Below are 22,146 nucleotides of genomic sequence, written 5' to 3'. Positions count from 1 at the left end.
AAAAATGAATTAAAATTATAGTTACTGTTTTTAATTAAATTAAAAAGGGGTTGGCAGGTTGCCAATTCTTTTTTGATAAAATATACAAATAAGAAAGAGGACATATGGGCATTAAATCTAATATTATAAATACTAAATCTAATGAAATTTTTAATGCAATATACAACGTTTCAAAAATTAAGAATATTGATGAAGAATTAGTGATTAAACTTTTAAAAGCTGCTGTCGAACAAGTTATTGTTGGACAATATGATCCAGATGCAGAACTAGAATTTATTATTGATAAAGATAACAGAGAATTTAGAGTAATCAATCATACAAAAATTGTTACCCAAGCTCCTAAAACAGATGACGAAAAAGATAATTTCTGCCCATGCATCGAAATTACTGTCGAAGAAGCAAAAAAAATAGATCCTAACATTGAAGAAGGAGATCTAATTTCAGCTGAAATTGATTTTGAACGTTTTGCTAAAAAAGATTATCAAAAAATTTTAAGTATCTTTAATCAACAAATCAGAGAATTAGAAAAACAACTAACTTACCAAAAATATGTTAACTTAGTTGGGGATGTTGTTAAGGCTAAGATTACAAATATTACAAAAAATGGAACACTAATGGAACTACATGATGGTGTAGTTGCATATATGCCATCTTCAACTACTAATTTGCGTCTTTTAGAAAATCTAAGACCAGGCGATTTAATTGATGTTTATATTGAAGAAGTTAAACAAGAATCAAAAAATGCTCAAGTCATTGTTTCATCAATTGAATCCAAGTTATTAAACAAACTAATTGCCCAAGAAATTCCTGAAGTAGCAGCAGGTTATATTGAATTAGTTAGAGTAGTTAGAATTCCTGGTGAAAGAGCGAAAGTTGCAATAAAGAAATCTGAATTTGCTCCTTTTGGACTTGAGGAACTAGGTAGTATCATCGGAAAAAATTCTGAGCGAATTGAAGCAATCTCAAAACAACTAAATGGCGAAAAAATTGATTTAATTCTTTATGATGAAGATAAACCAACCTTTGTTATGAATGCAATTGCCCCAGCAAGAGTTATTGATATCATTCACAAAGAAGATTCAAGAGCTGACTTTAATAGTTTTCTTGTAATTGTTCCCAATGCACAACATACATTAGCAATTGGTAGAAGGGGACAAAATGTTAAATTGGCATCAGAGTTAACAAAAGTTCGTTTAGATATAATAAGCCAAGCTCAAGCTGACCAACTTGGAATTAAATATACATTTGATAATGCAAATATCAGTGAAGAAGAAGCTCAATTAAAATACGAAGGAAAGAAACTACACTACAAATCATTTTCAAGACCACAAAAGAGAAAGGACAGTCTTTTTGATTATTCATTCAATATCTCTGAATTTGATGAAGATCTAGCTGAATTAAGACAAAAAGCTTCGCAAACTGAAAAAGCATTCGAAAAGCATTTATCTGATACAAATATTGATGATGAAATTGAAAAAGCGCTTGAAGAAATTCAAATGGAATTAAATAATTCTATTGATGATGATCTTGATATTTATTCAGAGGATATCAATAAAAAAGAAGAAAAGAACAAAGAAAAAATTGAAGCAGACTATGAAAAAATTACTTCAACAAAAATGAAGGATTTCAAAAGAGATGCTGATTTGAGTGCTGGATTAGAAGATCTAGATTTAAGTGACTTAGATAATGAAGACTGATAAAAAATATAGTCGTAAATCAATTGTTGATAACAAAATTTATCCAGTCGCATCACTAGTTAGATTTGCAAAAATTAATAACCAATTTTATTTCGATCCAAACATTGAATTAAAGGGTAGAGGAACATATTGTTTAGATAATGAAACCCAAATCAACACATTGTTTTCTAAAAGATTATTAAACAAAGCTTTTAGGCAAAACATTGATCAAGAAACATATCAAAAATTGAAAGAAGAGGTAGAAATATGGCTAAACAAAAAAATAATAAAAGAATCTCAAATGTAGAAATCATTAAAGAAAAACTTAATAGTGTTGAAACTAAAGTTCAAAATGGAGTTTTTATTTTTAGTGGGCCAATGACTATTTCTGAGTTCAGTGCAAAAATAAATCAAACGGCAGCAAAAATATTGACTTATTATTTCAAAAAAGGAATTATCAAAACAATTAATACTTTTTTAAATGAAGAAGAAATTGCTGAACTTTGTTTAATGTACGATCTAGACTTTAAAAAAGAAGAAAGCGTAGACGCTGAAAATCTATTTGATAAACTCGAAATTGTCAATGATCCAAATGACCTTTTTTCTAGACCTCCAATTGTTACAATAATGGGGCATGTTGACCATGGTAAAACAACATTAATTGATAAAATAAGAAAAAGTAACGTTCTTGCTTCTGAATTTGGTGGCATCACTCAACACACTGGTGCTTATCAAGTTGACTACTACGGAAGAAAAATTACTTTCCTTGACACTCCTGGGCATGAAGCTTTTACTGAAATGCGTGCCCGTGGTGCTAAAGTTACTGATATTGTTATTATCGTCGTTGCTGCAGATGATGGAGTTAAACCTCAAACTATTGAAGCAATTGATCATGCTAAGGCAGCAGAATTACCAATTATTATCTTTGTTAATAAAATGGACAAACCAGGTGCTGACCCTGAGAAAGTTAAAAGTCAATTAAGTGAACACAACATAGTTTGTGAAGAATGGGGAGGAGATGTTCAATTTATTTACGGTTCTGCTGCACAGAATCAAAATATTGATAGTCTTCTAGAAGCAATATTCTTACAGGCTGACCTGCTTGATTTAAAAGCTAATCTAAATCGTGACCCATTTGGAACTGTTATTGAATCCAAAATTGATAAAGGAAGAGGAATTGTTACAACAATTATCGTTGAAAATGGAACACTTTTACCTCGTGACTTTATTATCGCAGGCGGGCAATATGGAAATATAAGAAGCTTAATGACATTTGATGGAAAACCTCTTGAAAAAGCACTGCCAGGAGATCCATGTATCATTACAGGGTTAAATAAAAATCCTCTTTCTGGAGACAAATTTGTTGTGATCAGCGATGAAAAATTTGCAAAGAAAATCGCTGAAGAAAAATCATTCATTAACAAACAAAGAGAGTTAAACGAAAGAAACTCATTCTCAATCAAAGATGGTAAAAAAACATTAAATATTATTATTAAGACTGACGTTCAGGGTACTGCTGAAGCAATTAAACAATCATTAATTAAAATTAAGAATCATGAAATTAATGTTAATGTAATTAGAGCAACATCTGGAGAATTAACTAAAGCTGATTTGCTATTAGCTGAAACATCAAATGCAAGAATCTATTTATTTAACAATAATGCTTCAGCTGAAATTAAAAAATTAGCAGATGGAAAGAAAATCAAAATTATTTCACATAATGTTATCTATAAGATTGTTGAAGAGGTTGAGGCAATAATTAGTACGCTAAAAGAACCAGTTTATGAAGAAAGACAAATTGGTGTTGCTAACATTATCAAATTATTCTTTTATTCTAAAGTTGGAACGATTGCTGGATGTAAGGTAATTGATGGTGTTGTTAAGGAATTTTCTAAAGTAGAAGTCTTTAGAAAAGGCAAGAGTATTTTTAAGGGTACAATAAACTCCTTGAAGATTGAAAAAAATGATGTTAAGATCGTTGAAAAGGGTTTTGATTTCGGAACTCACATAAAGGATTTTGATAAAATAGAGTTAGATGACGAATTAAAATTTTATGAGGATGTATTAGTTTAATTATGAACACAATTATGCATGAAAGAAAAAAACAATTACTATTAGAATTAATTGGAAATAGTTTTTATGATTTAAAGGATTTTGATGTAACAAACATTGCAATTAATGATGTTATCCTATCAAATGATGGCTCACATGCAAAAGTATTTATTACTTTGTTCAAAGATAAAGAAAGATACTTTGAAAAAATCACTTCAATGACTCCATTTATTCGTTCAGTTGTTGCTAAAAGTTGAAAATACAAAAAATTACCAGAATTAGTTTTCTTGATTGATCAAGTTGAACCTGAAGCAGCTAGAATTGAAAAAATTCTAAATGAAATTAAGTAGTTAATATAATGAATAATATAAATAAATTCGATGCCATTGTAATTGGTGGCGGCCATGCCGGAATTGAGGCAGTTTTTGCTTTAGCAAAAAGAAATCTAAAAGTTGCTTTAGTAACACTAAATATCAATAAACTTGCAATGCTTCCTTGTAATCCTTCAATCGGAGGATCAGCAAAAGGAATTATTACCCGTGAAATTGATGCCCTAGGTGGTGTTCAGGGTATTTTTGCTGATAGGTCAATGATTCAAATTAAGATGTTAAATTCATCAAAAGGTCCAGCTGTTTGATCATTAAGAGCACAAATTGATAAAGAAAAATATTCGCAAATTATTCTTGAAGCAGTTAGAAAAGAAAATAACATTACTCTAATTGAAGATGAAGCATCTGATTTGATTGTAGAAAATAAAAAATGTATTGGGATCAAAACAGTAGCAAATGGGAATATATATGCATCTGCTGTCATTATGACAACTGGTGTATATATGAATTCAAGAATCCTAAGAGGAATGGATATTAAAAATGATGGACCAGATGGCGAAAAAAATAGTTCCACACTTTCAAGTAATTTAGCAAAATATGGATTTGAACTTCAAAGATTAAAAACAGGTACTCCATGTCGTATTTATACAGATAGCATTGATTTTTCAAAAGTAGAAAAAGAAATTCTTGACAAGACAGAATTATGCTTTTCATCTAAAACTAATATTAAACTTGATGAACAAACTTCTTGTTTCTTAACCCATACAACGAAGGAAACTAAAGAAATTATTCTAAGAAATTTTGATAAAAGTTCACTTTATTCAGGAGTAATTGTTGGAGTTGGACCTAGGTATTGTCCAAGTATTGAGGACAAAATTGTAAGATTTCAAGATAAAGAAACGCATCATGTATTCTTTGAACCTGAAACAACAAAAGGTGACATTATGTATATCAATGGCCTTTCAACCTCAATGCCTGCTGATGTACAAGACGAAATCATCAAAACAATTCCTGGACTTGAAAACGCAAGAGTTCAGAAGTATGGTTATGCTATTGAATATGATGCAATCAATCCTTTAGTTTTATATAAATCTCTTGAAACAAAATTAATTGAAAATTTCTTTTCCGCTGGGCAACCTAATGGAACTAGTGGCTATGAAGAAGCAGCCGCTCAAGGTCTTATTGCTGGAATTAATGCCGCAAACAAAATCCAAGGATTACCAGTGATGGAAATTAAACGTAATGATGGATATATTGGTGTTTTAATTGATGACATTGTAACAAAAGGTACTTCTGAACCATATCGGATGCTAACAAGTAGAGCTGAATATCGCCTTCTTTTAAGAAATGATAATGTTGATGAAAGACTTGGAAAATATGCATTTGATAATAAGATGATTTCTCAGGATGAATACAAAAAAATACTAGATAAGTATCAAAATATTCAAACTAAAATTGAAGAACTAAAAAATATTTATGTCTCATCTAAAAGTGATTTAGGAATTAAATACAATGTCATTAATGGTCAATCATATCTAAAACTTCTATCTAATCCTGCAGTCGATCCAAAAGATATCCTCGGAGATGACTATCCTTACATTAATGAAATAACTACCCAAGTGCGTTTATTTGGTTATCTAAAAAAACAAGAAAGTGCTGCAGAAAAAATGCTTAGATTAGAAAATCTTAAGCTTCCAAAAGATCTTGACTATTGGTCAATCCAAAATATCGCAACTGAAGCACGCCAAAAACTTGATCTAATTAGACCAACTACTCTAGGTCAAGCAACAAGAATTAGTGGTATTAACCCTGCTGATATCCAAATGCTTATCTACCATCTAAACAATAAAATCAATAAGTCTTAATCAAAATAAATGAAAATAAATTTAATTGCAATTGGAACTCTAAGTCAGGATCATAAAAAAATTTATGATTCATATCTTAAGAAAATCAATTTTTTAGCTTCAATAAATCTTATTGAAATAAAAGAAAATCTAAATGATAATATCGAGCTTAAAATTGCAAAAGAAACTGAGGCAATTTTATCTAAGATTCCAAAAAATTCGAAAGTCTTTTATTTATCATTGCAAGGTAAGCAAATGAGTAGTGAAGAATTCTCAGATTTGTTTGTTGAGGATAATATTACTTTTATTATTGGTGGTTCGAATGGCGTTGATGAAAGTAAATTTCAAAATAAAATTTGCTTTTCAAAAATGACATTCCCACATCAAATGTTTCGTCTAATGTTAATTGAGCAAATTTATCGTGGGTTAGCAATTAAAAAGAATATTAAATACCACAAATAAAAAGTTGAGCATTATCGCCCAACTTTTTTTGTTGTAATTATTTTGTTAAATCTTTTGAAATTGATTCAAGTTGTTTTATAGCGCCATCTAATTGACTTTTTATCATAGCATCATATGCTTCATCATATGTTTTATGATTGCCTTTTGCTAAGTTAACTTCTTCAATGTTTTTAGGACCGCTAGTCTTTCAACTTTCAATTTGTTTAACTAGATGATCAATACGATCTGTTATTTGTTTTTTAACACCCTTATATTGTTCATCTGTTAGATCTCCAAAACCTTCTACTTTTTTAGCTTTTTCTTTTTCGTATTCATATTTATTAACTTTTTCAGCTAATTCCTTTAAGGTTTTGATTGCTTTATCAGAAGCTTCAGTGAATTTGGTTTTGTCATCCTTTACTTCACTTTCATTATCTTTTTTGCCTCCATCTTTATCATCTTCTTTTTTACCTGTACCTGGGTCTTTTTCAGTTGGAGTTTTATTTTCTTCCTTGGTACCACCACAATTTGCAGCAATTAATGGTAGTGATGCTAATGAAGCAACGCTTCCTAAAGCTAATATAAACTTATTAAGTTTTTTCATAATTATTAAGTCTCCTTAATCTATTTAAATATTTAAATTTTTGTTATACATTAAACGTAACAATTCCTATTTTGTTACATCCCCCATTTTACTTTTTTTTTTTTTTTTTGCGCAAAGTAATTAATTTTGGAGCATAAAATCAATGAAAATAAGTAATTTTTGTAGATCTTCTAGACAAAAAAATAGAATTTAGTTTTTTTCCTAAATTCCATTTTTCTTATTATTTATTCATTATTTTTGTTTGATTTTATGAGCTTCTAATGCTGCTTGCTTAACTTTTTCATTATCATAAAAATCTTTATAATCTAATTTAACATAAGGTTCAATTCCGCCTTCAATGTCATCGTATTTTTCACCATATGTGGCATTATTTGGAGAACTCATTGTAATTGTTGTTCCATCTAATAAAGTAGCAGGGATAACAGCTGACATACCACCACCACTTTTTTGGCCAATTATCTTAGCAATGCCCATTTCTTTTATAATACTTGTAGCTTGGTTAGCTGCGCTAAATGTATTAATTCCAACTAAGGCAGTTCATTTATATTTATCATAATTATGTTTTGTAAATTTATTATCCCCAAAAACATCAACTTGTGATAGTGTTTTTGAACCGATTTTGTTAAGAACATCATATTCACGATTTACGACTTTATTATTAGTCAAAAATCCAAGAGTTCTTATCATAGCTTGCACACTACCACCACCGTTTAAGGATAAGTCAAGGATTATATTTTTTATTTCTTTCTTTGCTTTTATTTTTTCCATCAAATTCTTCATTAAGAAATAAGTGTCATATCTTCAAGTGTTATTTTTGTCGGCAATTTGATCTTTAGTTGCATCTGCAAACCCAAATGTGCTTAATATTGCTGTGTCATCACCAACAAATCTAATATGGTCATCTAATTCTAATTTGTCTAGATCTTTTTTAAATGTTTTTTTAAAGTTATCTTGTAACTCACCTTGAGTCTTAAAGAATTCATTATAGTAATCGCCATAATATTTCTTTGAATCCTTAGCTAACTTAGAATTTCTTAGTGATTCTTCAGTATATCCATTGTAGTAAGATAATGAATCAATTCTTGTATGTAATTCATTTAGTTTCTTGTGAAATACATCAATATATGCTTGATGAAATTCTTCTGGATTCGTTGATAGAAATTTTTTCTTATAATCTTCACCAATATATTTTTCAAAAGAATCAAATTTTTTATATCTCTTAAGACCATAGAAATAATCCATTACAAAAGATAAATGATGAAAATTAATTTCTCTTTGTCTTTTTGTAGGTTTTTTCTTAGCAATTGTAGCATCCTTTTGAATTCTTAATTTGGCTTCTTTAGGAGTTCCAAAAGAAGAATAAGAATCAATTCCTGCTTCTAGATTTGTAAAAGTCTTGCCATTGAAATAAATATTATTGTAATTTTGTGTTACAAACAAAGTATTAAAGACTGAAAATGGTACTAGAACCTTATTTTCTTTAAACAAGATATCCATATTATATTTGCCTAAATCAAATACAACATCTCCTGTAGCATCAATCTTTTGTTCATATTCACTCTTAAGAAATTGATTACCATCAGTTAATTGTTGTGGTTTTATAATTGAATAAAAGAATCAAGTGTTAGGAACTGAGATTGTATTTTTTTCCCAATTGATAACTAAAGCATCAGGTTGTGTTTCAGATTCTCCCTCATTTCCAAGTGTTGAACCTTTTAATATATACGATTTTTCTTTTTTATTTAGGTCAATTTTTGTTGTAAATTTTGAGTTATCAATAAAACCTTCAAGTGTACTTAAAAATTCATCAACATCAACATACATTTCTTCATTTTTTCAATAAGCTTTTAAATCTGCTTTTTCTTTTACATTAAACTCTGGATTGTAGTTTTTAAATGAATGTTTTGTAATTGTAAGATCATCTAAATATTCTTTTGTTTGGCATTTTGCTGATAGCATTGCTATTGGCAAAATACTTCCACTTAGTATTGGTAATATAAACTTAACTAACCTTGTTTTATTCGATGTTTTTTCCATATAAATCCTTTTATGTTTTTGGGCATAAGCCCTTAGATAAATTATATTGAATTACACTCAATGTATATTGAATAATCATTCATTTCAACTTATTTTTACATTCTTTTTATTAAAAATTCCAACAAAAAACTAATTGAATAGATTGATATATAAACTCTTATATTTTTATAAAAATATAAGAATTTTTTCATCGAAAAATACTAAATTTTGTTAAATTTTTAATAATTAAAATCTCCTTGCATAAATAGACAAGGAGATTAAAGTTTAAAAATTGACTCTTATTTACTTAGTTTTGAAGCTTCATTTAGAGCCTTGTCGATTGCATCATCATTATAGAAGTCTTTGTATTCTAAATTAATATCAGGTGTAATTCCCCCTTCAATAGATTCATTTTTTTCACCAAAGACTGCATTATTTGGACCACTAATGGTAATTGTTGTTCCATCATTTAATACAAGAGGCATAATTGCAGACATACCACCTCCTGCTTGTTTACCAATGATTTTTGCAATACCCATTTCTTTAACAATACTTGTTAATTGATTAGCTGCACTAAATGTATTAATTCCAACAAGTAGACTTCAATTATACTTAGTGTATGCATCATTATCATAGTTTTTATCACCATTGGTATCGACTTTAGATTTGCTTAGATCAGCTCTTTTATCAAGGATATTATATTCACGATTCAAAACTTCTTTATCAGTCATAAAGCCTAAAAACTCTAACCATTGAATTAACACTACCACCACCATTTAAAGATAGATCTAGAACAATATTTTTAATTTCTTTGAGTTCTTTGTTACCTTCTTTTTCTTTATTCTTTGCTTTTTTATTTCTCTCTTCAATTTGTTTCATTAAATGACGCATTAGAAAATAAGTGTCGTGTTTTCAAGCTTCATTTTCTTTTGCTATTTCATCTTTAGTTCCATCTTCAAATCCAAGAGTTGTTACAATCGCAGTATTACCATGGTATCTAATATAGTCATTTGGACCAAATTCATCAATTTTCTTTCCAAACTTAGCCTCAAAATTTTTAACTAACTCAGCCTTATTTTTATTGAAATCATTAAAGAATTTACCAAAATTCTTTTCTTTTTCTTTGATTAACTTTTCTCTTGTTGTTTCTTTTTCATCATATTCATCATAATATGATAATGTATTAATTCTTGTATGTAATTCATTCAATTTTTTATGGAATATATCAATGTATGCTTGATGGAATACCTTAGGGTCAATTGAAAGAAGTTTTTGCTTATAATCAGGCCCGATTCATTCTTCAAAAGACTTAATTTCTTTATGGTATTTTAGACCATAGAAATTATCCATTGCAAATGCTAGATGATTAAAGTTAATTTCACGCTCTTTTTTAGTTTGAGGTTTATTTTTTATTTCTTGGTCTTTTTTAATTCTTGCTTTTATTTCCTTCTCAGTATTACCGTGTGCATCAATTCCTGCTTCTAGGTTTGTAAGACTTTTGCCATTTCAATAAATGTTATTAAAACTATAACTCATAAATAATGTATTGAATACATTAAAAGGTAACAAGATTTTTTTATCCTTATATAAAATATCCATCTTATATTTACCTAGATCAAAAACTACCTCAGATTTCTCGTTATCCTTTTTGCTTTCATAGTTTGTTTCAAGGAATTGACTATTATCTGTTAGTTGTTGTTCTTTTTGAATTTCAAAAAAGAAATTTGTACTTGGAGTTGTTATTTTATTGTTTTCTCAGTCAATAACTAATCTATTTACTACTTCATTCTTATCATTTTTAATTTCATAGAACTTCTTATTATTCTTTTCATCGATTCGAGAACTAAATGACTTATTATCAAATAGTCCTTCTAAATTTTTTAAAAATTCATCTAAATCAACATATACCATTTCTTCTTCATCTTTAATTGTATATAATGATAAATCTACATCTTTTATTGTGTATTCTTTGTTGAAGTTTTTAAATGAAGCTTTGGTTACATTCATATTAAGCGCATTATCATTTTTTGCTTTAGTTTGACAACTAGCTGAAAGAGTAACGATTGGCATTGTAGCTATAGTCATTAAAGATAGAAGCATTCCAAATTTTTTATTTTTACTTGCAAGCATAAATTTATATTCCTTTTTTTATTTTTTTAAGGAGAAAAAAGATTCTCTCCTTAAAAAAGATTGTATTCCTAATTCAATTAAAATAAATCAAAGATTGAATTAATTGATTTAAAATACTGAATTTTTTAAAGAATTTTAAATAATAAATTCATATTTTAATTTTTTGGTAGCATTCAACTATTTGATTAAAATATTGCATTAATGATTTGATAAACGATTGAATCAATTGAAAATTTAGATAAATAAAAAACGTTAGTTTGCTATGATGTAATGCAAAATAACGTTTTAATTAAATTTAAAAGAAAATCAATGTTTTTAGTTTTAACTATTGCTTTTTAATAGTTTTTTTATTCTTATATAATCAATCCTCAATTCTATCTTCACGATCGGAACTTGTTCTATCTCCGGGTTCTTCTGAAAATATATCCCCACTTGGTGTACCAATTTCAAATTTAATAATTTGAATTGAACTACCTGGTTTATTTACTGTTTCTAGTGCAGGTTTACTAATATATTTTTTGCTTTCTCTCTCGCCTTTAGGAGTGACTGGAGATTTAGGAGATGTTGAAGGCGATGTAGATGGTTGGTCAGATTGTGGTTGTTCTATAGATGAATCAGAGGGAGAGGTTGAAGGAGTTGTTGTGTTTGAGTTTCCTTCATTGTTTTTATTATCTTTACTTTCTTTGGATTCTTCTTTAGTTTTATCACATGATGCTGCAATTAAAGGTAATGCTGCTAGAGAAGAAACTGAACCTAAAGCAATTAAAAATTTGTTTAGTTTTTTCATAAAATAATATGTAATCCTTATAAGTAATAATTAAATATTTAAATTAGGTATTATTTGTATTGCTTTGGGCCAGTTTTGCAATACTCGAAAAATTTTACTTTTTTTTTTTTTTTTTGCCAAAATAGCAAAAATTTAATTAAAAAAATACCGCTTTAATAGCGGTATTCTAGTTTTAGATTATTTTAAGGTTGTATTGAATAATTTTTCAACTTCTTTAGTTTGTTCTTGATATTGAGCTTGTAAAGCCTCTTTGATTACTTGTGTGTTCAATAGTAGTTGTTCGAATACCTTATGCTTATCTTCTTGTTTTGTTTCTTTTTCAATTTCTAGTAATCATTCTTCAGGAATAAATAATCTTAGTTCATCTTCAGATACTTCTTTAAAATTGAAATCTACATTTCTAGATAAAACATTAAGTTTTTCTCTAAAAACAGAATAGTAATCATTAATGAAATCTTTAATTTCTTCTTTGACATCGTAAAGGTCTGCTTTTGTCTTAACGTTATCAAAGTCTAAGGAGTCAATCAAATCTGCTCTCTTTACTTTTACATTAGCAACAAGTTTTTCTTTTAAAAACATATTTAATTCTGTCTTTAATTTTGCATTCTCTTCTTTTTTAATTTCTTCTGAAAATTCAAATTTTCCTTCAATTAAAGAAGAGGATGTATTAGCTTCAATTGTTAATTTGAAATCTTTAAAATCAAGAGTTTTAAAATCACCGAATCTTAAAGTTTCTAGACCTTTAACTTCTTTTAAAATATCTAAAATTTCTGCTTGTTCTACATTATTATTTTTGATTGATTTTTTTATCTTATCTACAACTGAACTTTCTAAGGAACTTAAATTAATTTTATTTTTAGTGTTTGGATCCTTATTTCCAGGATTAGGATCTTTTGGATTCTTATTTGCTTCAGGTTTGCTTTCTTCCTTAGTACCACCACATTTTGCAGCAATTAATGGTAGTGATGCTAATGAAGCAACGGAACCTAAAGCAAATAAAAATTTGTTTAGTTTTTTCATATAACTTCCTAATTTAATTTAAATATTTAAATATCTTAATTTGAATTTATATAGCAATTTTTTATTGTCTAGACTCCACATTTTTTGTTTGGTTTTTTAGGGACTATGCATTGCTATGTCCAAATTTTACTTTTTTTTTTTTTTTTGCCAAAATAGCAAAAAAACACTAAAAAATAATGCTAAAATGACAAAAAAAGTCTAAAAAAAGGAATAAAAAATGACTACCCTTCATATTCGTAGTCTATTTTTATTTCAACAAAATAAGTTATTTTTAGTCACTATTCATTATATCAATAATGACTTTTCCTAATTTTTCAGTTCTTTCCTCAATGATGTCAAATGTTCATTGATCATATTCACAAATATTTTTTAATCCATACTTTTCAAGACCTTTAGCTGTTACTAGTATTGAAGATGATTTTTTATACACTTCATTTACTTTATGCTTAAATGACTTGTTAGATATTTTGGTATTTTGTTTATTATTTAAATGAATTAAATTACCGATTTGATCCTTACACTTTGAGTGCAATTGTTTCAATTTTTCCTCTTCATAACCTAAGTCGTTTTTTCATTCACTTAAATCTTGGGGCATTATATGTTCAATTGTTTGCATATCAACTTGTTTGATGTTTTCCCCAGCATTCTGATCTAAAATAACCGTTTCAATAATATCTATAATTGATTTTGATAATCATGATTCCTTCTTGGGAGATTTTAGAGACTCTATAAATTTTCAATCACTAGGAGTATTATAATATTCCATTTTACTTAAATACTCCTTAATTTTTCTTGGTGGAAGTCCTTCCTTAATCAACTTAATGACAGTGAAAACTAAATTAGATAAGGATTGCCCTGTTCCTTCTACAGATATTAATTTTATAATGTGTGATGCTCAAACTTTCATGTATAAATCAATTAGTTTATTAGATGTATCTCATTTATCATTATTAATATTAAAATGTGAAAATCTTGAAAATAATTCGAATGCCAAAGGAATATGAACATTTTTTTGTTCAATTACACGATATCAAAGTCTATTTCCAATATCAGGGGAATCTTGGTGATGTTTAATTTCCAAATAAAGAATTAAATATTTTCTTAAATCACCAAGAAATTCCTTAAATTGATCTCCATTAGATACTTTATCATTGATTAATTGTTCGAAGTTCTTATATGTTTTATAACTTTTATACTTCTTAGTATATCCCAATCATTTTGTGTAGTTTTTAATAAATTCTTCAAACTCTTCGCCACGTTTGCTTTCCTTTATTTCTGATCTCCAATATCCATCTTTCAATACATTGAATACAATACTATTAAAATCTATAAGATTTTGTTTAGAATCATTATCTTTATTTTGAAGAATAATTGCATTTCGAATCAAATCAAATGAATCTAATGGCGAACCTTTAGAATTTAAGTTTTCAAAAACCAACATCTCATTTTCTTTTTCAATTGTATATTCTAAAATTCCAAAAATAAACTTATCAAGAAATGTCTTTAATATTTCTTTTAATTCCTCATTATTAAAATGTCTATTTTTGAAGTATTCTTCAATTATTTCATAATTTTTCTTAATTCTAGAATGTTTAAGAGGAATTAGATTTCTATTTTGAGATTTTATAATTTGTAATATGTCCTCACGGATATTTGCACCTATTTCAAACAGAATATCTGAAATTCTGAAGTCATTAAAAATATTTGTATTTTCATTTTCATTGATTTTTTTGTCTAGATAATAAATTAAAAGTATTGATGTTGTGATTCTTTGTTGTCCATCAATTATTCGATGCTTATTATAATTATCGTCTTTTTCTACCCGTTTAACGCTTTGCGCAATAATGCCAAAATAATGTTGGTTTTGATCTTTGTATCGATCAATTAAGTCATCGAGTAAGGGAATAATCTGTTCATCATCTCATACATATTCTCTTTGATAAAGCGGTATTTCAATAATCTCAAATTCCTCTTCAAAAAGTTGACGGATACTTTTTTGTTTAAATTTAAAGGTTGTTTCACTCTTATTGCTCATTTTCTTTTTCCTTTTTTATAAAGTCATATTTGTCTAATTTGCTAAGCACGTTTGCTAGTCTTTTAAAATCATTAGTTGTTTGTTTTTCTCAATCACTAATTTCTAATTTCATTTTATTGAATTGAGGTTCTTTTGACCTTATACCCCTTAATTCAAAGGAAGCATAGTTATCATTATTTATATAGTTAGCATCTAATAGTAGAGTTATAAATCTACTTTGTCTTATGATATTAATTTCATCCGTATTCGATTTTTCGAAGAGAATTTCAGTAATATAGTCATAATCAAACTTAGTTTTTTTAATGATATATTTACCAATTCCATTTTCTATAAAACCAAATGAAAGAAGCACACTTATAAATTGTTTATATGTAGATTTGCCTTTAAATAAATCAATTATTTTGTTATTATCATCATACAAATAAATAAGACTATCGCCAACATCTATATCATAGAAAAAAGATGTATTCTTATATTTATCTTGAAATCTTTTAATATAAGCATTACAATTTGTTCCAATTGTATGAAAGACAACATTTTTTAATCTCTCAAATGTATTCATATTTACTCTACTTCTTTCAAATTTTCATTGGAATTATTATTCATCTCAATCTCACTTATAACTTGAAAAATAATTTCAATCGCTTCAACTGAGATAGAATTTCCAGCTTGTCGATATAAAGATTCTTTATTTAGAATTCTCTTTTCAATAAGAGGGATAAGCTTATTAAAGTCCTTATCATCAAAACCCATCAACCTATATGCTTCTCTAGGACTTATAAATCTATAGTTAGTCTTATGAGTATAATCATTTTCTAGTTTGATCACTCCTACGTTAGGAATTCGATCTTGTTTAGTTGTAAGTGTTGGTATTTCATAATTATTAGATTCATTAATAATTCTTACACTATCAATCATCTTGATCCTTGAAGGGGTATGATTGATTAAGCAATCAAGATTTTCTTCATTGTGAGGAAATTTTTTAAATATATCATTAAATTTTTTCTTTTTTTTGGCTAAGGATAATTTTTTATTAGATGTGATTTTATCGATATAGTTTTTAAATTCAAAATCATTACGAAATGGGGTTTTTAATTCTTTAAGTACAGAAACTGCAAAGACTCGTCGACGATGTTGAATCGAACCACAATCAATTGAATTAAGAATAATCGTAAATGTTTTGTATCCTAGATCACTAAGTTTATTTTTTCAATGCTCATACTCAGGCTTAAATTTGTTTGATAGTAAGTTAGGGACATTTTCCATTAATAGATATTTAGGTTTACAAGATGATTCATTTAATATTCGATATATTTGCCAAACTAAATTAGATTTTGATTCCTCATTATTAATTCCTTTTGCTCTTCCCATATTTGCAATACTTAATCCTTGACATGGAAACGAATAAGTAATTAGATTTATTTTTAGTTTTTCTATAATCTTAGGATCAAGATCATTAATATCTACTTGATTGTTATCTAATAGTACTGAGGCTGCAAGTAGTTTTTTAAATTCAAAATCTTTTCTAGTTATTTTTGAAATATTCTTTGAATTTAAAGAAAAATAATATTTTTCTAGAAATCGATCAATCTTATTTTCATCAATTAATTTATGTTTATTTAAGATCTTATCCAATTTGGAAAGTAAGTTATTATGAATTGTGGAATAAGCAATATTAGCCCTAGCATCTCAATCTGCTGTGGCTACAATATTAAAGATTTTAATTTTTTGTTTTCTTTCTAGATTTGAAATAGCTTTATGTTGAGCTCCGATACCAGAAAAAGCTTCTAAGACATTAATCTTAGACATGATATTAAACCTTTGAGATTGAATTATTATTTGAAGGAAACAAAAAATTTGAATTTAAAATCTTATTTATTAATCTTAATTGTTTATTATATATATATATATATATATAATTCCAAAGTCAATATAATTGCTTTTATTCATATTCTTTTTAATTTTAGCATATTCATTTTTTTATATAAAATAAAAAACTGCAATAAAAATTGCAGTCTTATTTTTTATCTAAATTTAAAACTTAATTAATCTTCAAAAATTTCATTCCCAAGTTTGATATATAGATCAACTTTTTCATTCAAAAGTGAAAATGCTTGGTCATAAATTGATGATGAATATACATCAATTCCTGCCTCCTTTAGAATTGTTGCAGGTCAATCTCGATCGCCAGCACTTAAAAATTTATTAATGTAATCTTCTAGGGCTTTAGTTCCTTCTTTTTTGTATTTTTGGAAGAATACATTCGCAACAATGTAACCAATTGCATACTTATAAACATAAAAATAGTAATAGAAATGTGGAACCATAATACTATATACATTTGCTACATCATTAATTTGAGGACTTCGATTTGAAATTGCATAATCTTTAGCTATTTCTACATATAACTCTTCAAGTGCTTCGTATGAATTAAGCGGTTCATTTTTATCAATTCTATTGTATAACTCATATTCATAATTAGCTCATTGTGTTTGTCTTAAAACAGTTCCAATAAAATCATTGATACTTTCATTTATTAGGAAGAATTTTTCTTGCTTTGTTTTAGCTTTCGAAATTAGATAGTCATTCAACAATAATTCATTGAAGATTGAAGCAATTTCAGCCAAAAATAAAGGATATTGACTACGAAAAACACTTTGGTTCTTGTTAGAAAAATATGAATGCATTGAGTGTCCCATTTCATGGCATAAAGTATTAACTGAATTAATTGTGTAGTCTCAATTCATTAAAATATATATTTTATTGATTCCATGCGAACCACCAATCGAATATGCTCCTGATCTTTTTGAAGGAACATTTATATAGTCGACCCAATTTTCATTAATTGCTTTATCAACAATTTCTTTATACTCAAAAGGCATAATCTCACTAATATTTTTTAAAATTCTTTGACCATCCTCAATTGAGTATTTATTTTTTATTTTAACTAAATCAAGTACGGTATCTCATAATTCCATTTTTTTATTGAATTTCTTTTCAAAAAATCGTGCATGAGCATTTCAATATTTCTTAAAAATTGAAATATTATTTTTAACATTAGAAAAAAGAATTTCTAAAAGTTTTTTATCAATATTATCAGATGCTAATATTGATTCAATCGATGATGGGTAATTACGATATAGTGCATCTACTGAGATTGATTTAATATGTTGATATAACATTTTTGCAAGACTTTGCTTATGTTTTAAATATGCATTTGCATAATTAAAATAAGTTTCTTTTCTAACTTTTTCGTCCTTATTTTTTAAAAGATTCGCTCTTGTACCTTCAGTAATTTTAAATTTTCTTCCTCATTTATTATGCGCGTGGCCATAATCAATTTCGCTATCAGTTAAAACACTAAATAACTCTTCAACATTAGGTTCACCATTTGCAGTTGCACTCAAATAGTTTTCAATCTTATCATCTAATTTATGATTTAACTCTCTTAGGATTGCTTCAAGATCTTTTTTTACATCCTTAAGTTGTGGTAAATTAATTCATTTTTCAATCTTATTTTTATTCTTTGCAATTCGATTTATTTCTGATCCAAATTTTTTTTCATATTCTGACTTTTTGGCATCAAACTCTGAAATTAATCTATTAATTTTTGGATCAACTAAATTTGTATTAAGCTTATTGGATAAGTAATTATCAATTTTATTTGCGATAAGAATAATCTTCTTTGATAATTCAAGTGAAGCTATATATTCTTCAAGACTATTATATTTTGAATCCTTAATTTCAAGTTGCTTGTTAAGCAACATAAAATATTCGCCTTCCAAATCCTTCAAGGATTTATTTCCTAAGATATCCTCCAAATCAAAACGATATTTTTGTTCAATATCTTCATACTTTTCGTATTTCTTCATTTAATATTCTCCTTATTTAAATAAAAAAGTTCGTAAAGAACTTATTTATCTTCATTTTCATCTACAAAAATTAAACTTTCAATATCACAATTTAATCTTTCTCTTGAATTAAATCCACCCAATTCCATTAAAACAATAATTCTTAAAATTTCAACACCTTGGTCTTTTAATAATTTTATGATTGCCTCAAGTGTACCACCAGTTGCTAAAACATCATCAATAATAACTGCCTTCTGTCCTGGTTTAACAAGACCTTTTTGAATTTCAAGGATTGAGCGACCATATTCTAAGCCATAAGCATAACTTATTACTTCTCCAGGTAATTTGCCTTTTTTTCTTACCATAATAAAAGGCTTTGATAACTTTGCAGCAACTGGAGTTCCAAATAAGAACCCTCTTGCATCTGGCCCGACAATAATATCTGCATCATTAGCTAATTCTGACATTTTATTTATTGTATAGTTTAAGGCCTCACCGTTTGCTAAAAGCAACGAAATGTCTTTGAAATTAACTCCTTTTTCAGGAAAGTCTTTCACGGTTCTTATGTATTTTTTTAATTCCATAGCATTAATATTATATTACATTTTAATTCCCTAAAAAAGCAGTTATTTTTTTGGGTGTAACTAAATCTAAAAAAGAATTTTTTATCCTAAAAAGTTATTTTGAAAATACTCATAATTTGAATTGAAAACATTGAGAACACACACTCAATCACCTTGGGTTTTATTACTTAAATGCTATAATTTATATAATATGAATATCAATAAAAATTATATATACATTGATTTTGAAGCAATCTCTAATCCATTTGCAAGAATTCTTTCAATTCCTGCAAATACGCCTTTTGCTTACTCACTTGGAGCCCTTAATCTCGAAGGTAAATTAGAAACAAAAACATTCATTATTGATTTTGCTAAAACAAACTCAATTAAAGATATTTGAGGAAAACTCAAAAAAAATATCATTAAACATATCTATCAAATCAATCCTCATTTAAAAATTAATGAAATTATTTTTATTGGTCATAATCCTGTATTAGAAAAAAAGATCTTATCTAAGATGTTTTCTAAGAATGAAATTAGAGCACTTCTTGATGATAATTCCAATCCTAATCTATCCCTTTCAAAACTTACAGGACCAATTTTCAAGGATGAATATTTTGCAAAAACAAAAAAAAGCATTATTGAATCTAATATTCCGACATTAAAAAAAATAATGGTCAAAAATAATGGTTTTATTGCATCATTTGTTGGTTTTTGATTGTATGTTAACTCTTTAAGTAATCTTCGTTCTAATGATAAAAGAAAGAAATATTTCATCCCTCTTAAGAAAAACACAATTCTTAAAGAACTAAGAAATTACTCGAAGGACGATGTTAATAAGATGCTATATCTCTCACTTAATCCAAGTGAAACGAGTTTATTAATTAAAAGATATCTTTATAAAAAAGAGTTGCTCCGCTTGCTCAAGAATATTGATTTTGATGATGATTTAACTATTGGTCAAATAAAAGAGAAGATTTGAAACCTATAGAGTATTTTTTATACTCAAATAAGCTCTATTTATTGAAAATCTATGACTAAATAAAAGACGAAAGGAGAATAATGTCTAAGGAGACAGTTAAAAAGAAAAATTATTTTAAACGTATATATCCACAATCTAAAGCAGACTTTAAAATGTATTTTTCAATGACTTGACCAATTGTCATTGGTGAAATTCTGTTTTGTATTAATGGTTTTCTAGATAATTTTATGGTTAGTCATATACCTTCTGGGATTGATGCATTGACCTATGCTAATACATATACAAATATTATCTATACAATCTTTTTTGCCATCCAAGGGATTGCATCAATGTTTGTTGGGCAGTATTATGGAAAAAAAGATTTTGATAAGGTGAAACAGATTATAAATTTAAGAATTTTTATTTTCTTAATTATTGCTTTACCTTTTGCATTAAGTGCATGAATTGCACCTGATAGTATGATTTATTTAATGGGAGGAAATAAGGTTAAAGATGCAGTTATAAGCGAAGGCAGAATGTATCTAATGTTTATTGCAATCTCATGAGTAATAATTGCCTTCAACTTCAATACAAATATGCAACTAAATGAAACGGGGCATTCAAATTTAGCATTTATTTCTGCAACCTTAACCTTAGTTTCAAATGCCTCAGTAAATGCAATTTTACTATATGGATTTAAGGGCAATGCTTATTATGCAGCATTTGGAACAATTGCCAGTGCAATTGTATGTATTACTTCAGACTCACTTTTAACTTATTATAAGGACAGAGCGATCTTTTTTAATCCATTCAAAATCTTCCATATCAAAAAAGCAATTGCAATTCAAATCCTAAGAAGAATACCTGCGATGCTAATTACAATTGCAGCAATGATTACTGTTCCAATAAGAATGATTATTTGATCAAGAGGTTTTCCTGATGATCTACTTCATGGATCAGGAGTAGGACATTTTTGAATGGGAATAGGAGCGGTTACAATTCTAGGACTGGTTGAAAGTCTAGCAGCAATTGCATCAGCAATAACGTCAGCTTGTTCTACTAACGTATCTTATTTTGTTGCTGGAAATCTTGGAAGAGATAATTTCGAGGAAGCCGAAAAACATGCTTATGCTTTAAGAGGATTTCATGCTTTCTTTGGTTTTTGTTTATCTATTATAATGCTAGGTGTAGTATTGATTCTAGCTTATAGCAAAACAACAACTAAGGGCGCTCAAGATAGCATTATAAAAAATCTTGATTTCTACTATAAGCAAAAAAACGCAGCTCAATTATTTAATTATATATATGATGATCAAAAAGGTTTAATTGATACTACAATTATAAAAAATGCAAAGGCATCAATTTATACATTTGGTTTTGATAAAAGTCCAGCTCAATTCAATGAATTTTTAATTAATTCTAATAATCTTGAAATAAGCAAGTGAATTGCTGAAATGAAAAACCAAATTGGAATTGTATTTAAGAGGGTATTTCTATATTCTTGTTTATCATTTGTTTTATTTAATCCAATTTGATGCTGATTTTACACAGCTGCTGCACTTCCAAGAGCAGGTGGAAGAAACATTATTGGTTCCTTAACAATTCTTGGTGCATTTTGATCTTCATTTATTTGATTAAATATCCTAATATTTGGCATCTCACAGCCATATCATCTAAGTTTGGAATTAACATACTTTTTATTCTATAGTTTTGATATTGTTAGATTCATTATTTTTGAAATAATTGCTTGAAAAACTAACTGAAAAAGAAACATTACAGTCGAAATTGAACATATTCACAAAAAACTAAGTGACAAAAAAATTTCAGCCTAAACTGA

At 27.4% G+C, this 22,146-nt stretch carries 19 protein-coding genes; 8 read left to right on the top strand and 11 right to left on the bottom strand.

What is annotated here, in order from left to right; genetic code table 4:
* Positions 1-104 precede the first annotated feature (104 nt).
* The 6 genes from nusA to BCF89_RS00330 are packed head-to-tail and all read left to right on the top strand — an operon-like array spanning position 105 to position 6,363.
* Complete coding sequence (nusA, locus tag BCF89_RS00355) at positions 105-1,700, top strand: transcription termination factor NusA (protein WP_111517996.1); 1,596 nt, start codon at positions 105-107, stop codon at positions 1,698-1,700.
* Entirely contained in the window at positions 1,687-1,983 is a 297-nt protein-coding gene (locus tag BCF89_RS00350) for a YlxR family protein (RefSeq protein WP_111517994.1), read from the top strand. Before nusA ends, BCF89_RS00350 begins: the two co-directional genes overlap by 14 nt.
* Entirely contained in the window at positions 1,944-3,749 is a 1,806-nt protein-coding gene (gene infB / locus BCF89_RS00345) for a translation initiation factor IF-2 (RefSeq protein ID WP_111517992.1), read from the top strand. The genes BCF89_RS00350 and infB overlap by 40 nt, the downstream gene beginning before the upstream one ends.
* A 2-nt stretch (positions 3,750-3,751) precedes the next feature.
* Positions 3,752-4,078 (top strand): 30S ribosome-binding factor RbfA, encoded by a 327-nt coding sequence (gene rbfA / locus BCF89_RS00340; protein WP_111517990.1) that lies wholly within the window; start codon positions 3,752-3,754, stop codon positions 4,076-4,078.
* An 8-nt stretch (positions 4,079-4,086) separates the two neighbouring features.
* On the top strand, positions 4,087-5,922 hold the full coding sequence (gene mnmG / locus BCF89_RS00335; RefSeq protein ID WP_111517988.1) for a tRNA uridine-5-carboxymethylaminomethyl(34) synthesis enzyme MnmG: 1,836 nt from the start codon (positions 4,087-4,089) through the stop codon (positions 5,920-5,922).
* Positions 5,923-5,931: 9 nt separating this feature from the next.
* Positions 5,932-6,363, top strand: coding sequence for a 23S rRNA (pseudouridine(1915)-N(3))-methyltransferase RlmH (locus tag BCF89_RS00330; RefSeq protein ID WP_111517986.1), 432 nt, complete (start codon positions 5,932-5,934; stop codon positions 6,361-6,363).
* 37 nt (positions 6,364-6,400) lie between these two features.
* On the opposite strand, the gene BCF89_RS00325 is transcribed toward BCF89_RS00330, so the two are convergent.
* From BCF89_RS00325 to BCF89_RS00280, 11 genes are all read right to left on the bottom strand, one after another.
* Positions 6,401-6,946, bottom strand: a complete 546-nt coding sequence (locus tag BCF89_RS00325; RefSeq protein WP_111517984.1) for a variable surface lipoprotein — start codon at positions 6,944-6,946, stop codon at positions 6,401-6,403.
* A 231-nt stretch (positions 6,947-7,177) separates the two neighbouring features.
* Positions 7,178-8,983 carry a S41 family peptidase gene (locus BCF89_RS07410; RefSeq protein ID WP_111517982.1) on the bottom strand — a complete coding sequence of 602 codons (1,806 nt, stop codon included), beginning with the start codon at positions 8,981-8,983 and terminating at the stop codon, positions 7,178-7,180.
* A gap of 278 nt (positions 8,984-9,261) precedes the next feature.
* Positions 9,262-9,693, bottom strand: a complete 432-nt coding sequence (locus BCF89_RS03890) for a S41 family peptidase (RefSeq protein ID WP_277870029.1) — start codon at positions 9,691-9,693, stop codon at positions 9,262-9,264.
* Positions 9,683-11,092 (bottom strand): hypothetical protein, encoded by a 1,410-nt coding sequence (locus BCF89_RS07405; protein ID WP_277870028.1) that lies wholly within the window; start codon positions 11,090-11,092, stop codon positions 9,683-9,685. The genes BCF89_RS03890 and BCF89_RS07405 overlap by 11 nt, the downstream gene beginning before the upstream one ends.
* A 325-nt stretch (positions 11,093-11,417) precedes the next feature.
* On the bottom strand, positions 11,418-11,879 hold the full coding sequence (locus BCF89_RS00310) for a variable surface lipoprotein (protein ID WP_111517980.1): 462 nt from the start codon (positions 11,877-11,879) through the stop codon (positions 11,418-11,420).
* Positions 11,880-12,056: 177 nt separating this feature from the next.
* Entirely contained in the window at positions 12,057-12,899 is an 843-nt protein-coding gene (locus BCF89_RS00305; protein ID WP_111517979.1) for a variable surface lipoprotein, read from the bottom strand.
* Between the two features lie 271 nt (positions 12,900-13,170).
* Positions 13,171-14,934: a DUF262 domain-containing protein gene (locus BCF89_RS07400; protein ID WP_111517978.1), complete on the bottom strand. Its 1,764-nt coding sequence runs from the start codon at positions 14,932-14,934 to the stop codon at positions 13,171-13,173.
* Positions 14,924-15,496 (bottom strand): hypothetical protein, encoded by a 573-nt coding sequence (locus BCF89_RS00295; protein WP_277870027.1) that lies wholly within the window; start codon positions 15,494-15,496, stop codon positions 14,924-14,926. Before BCF89_RS00295 ends, BCF89_RS07400 begins: the two co-directional genes overlap by 11 nt.
* Positions 15,497-15,498: 2 nt before the next feature.
* On the bottom strand, positions 15,499-16,743 hold the full coding sequence (locus BCF89_RS00290) for a DNA cytosine methyltransferase (protein WP_111517977.1): 1,245 nt from the start codon (positions 16,741-16,743) through the stop codon (positions 15,499-15,501).
* A gap of 236 nt (positions 16,744-16,979) precedes the next feature.
* Positions 16,980-18,806, bottom strand: a complete 1,827-nt coding sequence (gene pepF, locus BCF89_RS07395; RefSeq protein WP_111517976.1) for an oligoendopeptidase F — start codon at positions 18,804-18,806, stop codon at positions 16,980-16,982.
* Between the two features lie 41 nt (positions 18,807-18,847).
* A complete protein-coding gene (locus BCF89_RS00280) occupies positions 18,848-19,369 on the bottom strand; it encodes an adenine phosphoribosyltransferase (RefSeq protein WP_111517975.1) in 522 nt (173 codons plus the stop codon).
* A 190-nt stretch (positions 19,370-19,559) separates the two neighbouring features.
* Between BCF89_RS00280 and BCF89_RS07390 the strand changes: the two genes are divergently transcribed.
* Together BCF89_RS07390 and BCF89_RS07385 are read left to right on the top strand one after the other, a co-directional pair.
* On the top strand, positions 19,560-20,339 hold the full coding sequence (locus BCF89_RS07390; RefSeq protein WP_211305402.1) for a DUF2779 domain-containing protein: 780 nt from the start codon (positions 19,560-19,562) through the stop codon (positions 20,337-20,339).
* Positions 20,340-20,410: 71 nt separating this feature from the next.
* Positions 20,411-22,141: an MATE family efflux transporter gene (locus BCF89_RS07385; protein WP_111517974.1), complete on the top strand. Its 1,731-nt coding sequence runs from the start codon at positions 20,411-20,413 to the stop codon at positions 22,139-22,141.
* Positions 22,142-22,146: the final 5 nt, after the last annotated feature.

Source organism: Metamycoplasma auris (assembly GCF_003253435.1).
Classification (GTDB): domain Bacteria; phylum Bacillota_I; class Bacilli_A; order Mycoplasmatales; family Metamycoplasmataceae; genus Metamycoplasma; species Metamycoplasma auris.
The sequence above is the reverse complement of the archived record's forward strand: the minus strand, read 5'-3'. Positions and strand labels throughout refer to the sequence as shown.